The following is a 1,304-nucleotide window of genomic DNA, read 5'->3' on the forward strand; positions in this document are numbered from 1 at the left end:
GCGATGAAGCAATCAGCCGTCAGCCATCAGCAACGAACTAGTGGCTCGTGGGAACCCCTCCCCAACCCTCCCCGCCCGCGGGGAGGGTTGGGGAGGGGTTCCCACGAGCCACTAGTTCGTTGCTGATGGCTGACGGCTGATTGCTTCATTGCGCCATCCGTTGCCGGTGTCGCTTGGGGTTGGCTAGGGCGAGGCGGCTTTCGCGCAGGACGTACTGGGCGAGCACCTTGGGGGGGAGGTCGGGGAGGTCGAGGGCTTGGCAGACGGAGCGGTAGCGCTGGGGGTCGGCGGCGCGGACCAACGGGGCGATCTCGCGCCAGACGGCGTGGACGTGTTCCCGGTCGGCGAGGGTTTCGGGCTCGAGCTGCTCGAGGGGGCGGGGGGTGTACAGGCGCAGGATGTGCGGGGGACGGCCGGAGGGCTTCACAGCCCGAGGATACGGCAGCGGCGGGGATAAACCGTAGGCCACGCTATCCACTGACCTACCGGTAAGGCCGCTCGGGACGCAATTCGCGCGGCGTCGCGGCTCAGGAAGCCGATGAGTGCTTGGGTTTTGTGCCGAGCACCGCCGGCAGCTCGGCCTCGAGGCGGCGCTCCTCGAGGGCGAACGCGGCCCGCATGGGGGCGGGGTCGGCGGTGTTTCCGGCCTTGAGCATGCGGTACTGGTCGAGGGTGATGGGCGTGAAGGGGAGCGCGTCGAGCAGCGGGACCGCCAGGTCCATGAGGGCCAGCGGTACGGGAAGGACCGGCTTGCGCGAGCCCAGGCCTTGCTTCACCAGCAGCACGAGCTCGCGGAAGGTGTACTCCTGCGGGCCTACCAGGTCGTAGGTCTGGCCGGCGGTGGCGGGCTTCTCGAGCGCCTGCGCGAAGGCCTCGGCCACGTCGCCCACCCACACCGGGCGGAAGGGGAAGCGCCCGTCGCCGACCTGCGGGATGAAGGGGGCCGGGGCCGTGACCAGGCCCTTGAGCACCCCGCCGAAGAAGTCGTCGCCCTCGCCGAAGATCAGGCTGGGGCGGAAGACGGTCCACTCCAGCCCCGACCCCCGCACCCACTCCTCGGCCTCGGCCTTGGCCTCGAAGTAGCGGCTGCCCGTACCCCGCGCCGCCCCCAAGGCCGACATGTGCAGCAGCCGCCGGACCCCGGTGCGCCGCATGGCGGCGACGGTGTTCTTCACCCCCTCGACGACGGTGCCCCGGAAGGTCTGGCCCCCGCGCTCGCGGATCAGCGCCACGAGGTAGACCACCGCGTCCACGGCGCGCACGGCCTCCTCGAGGCCCTCCCCCGTCACCGCGTTGCCCCGCAC

At 71.2% G+C, this 1,304-nt stretch carries 2 protein-coding genes; both read right to left on the bottom strand.

The genetic code is table 11. The features are described from left to right. Nucleotides 1–145: 145 nt before the first annotated feature. Nucleotides 146–427, bottom strand: a complete 282-nt coding sequence (locus Mterra_RS21325) for a hypothetical protein (protein ID WP_119316881.1) — start codon at nucleotides 425–427, stop codon at nucleotides 146–148. A 100-nt stretch (nucleotides 428–527) separates the two neighbouring features. Beyond that, a partial coding sequence (locus tag Mterra_RS21330; RefSeq protein WP_119316882.1) for an NAD(P)H-binding protein occupies nucleotides 528–1,304 on the bottom strand: 777 nt, incomplete at its 5' end.

It is taken from the genome of Calidithermus terrae, from assembly GCF_003574345.1.
Lineage (GTDB): Bacteria > Deinococcota > Deinococci > Deinococcales > Thermaceae > Calidithermus > Calidithermus chliarophilus.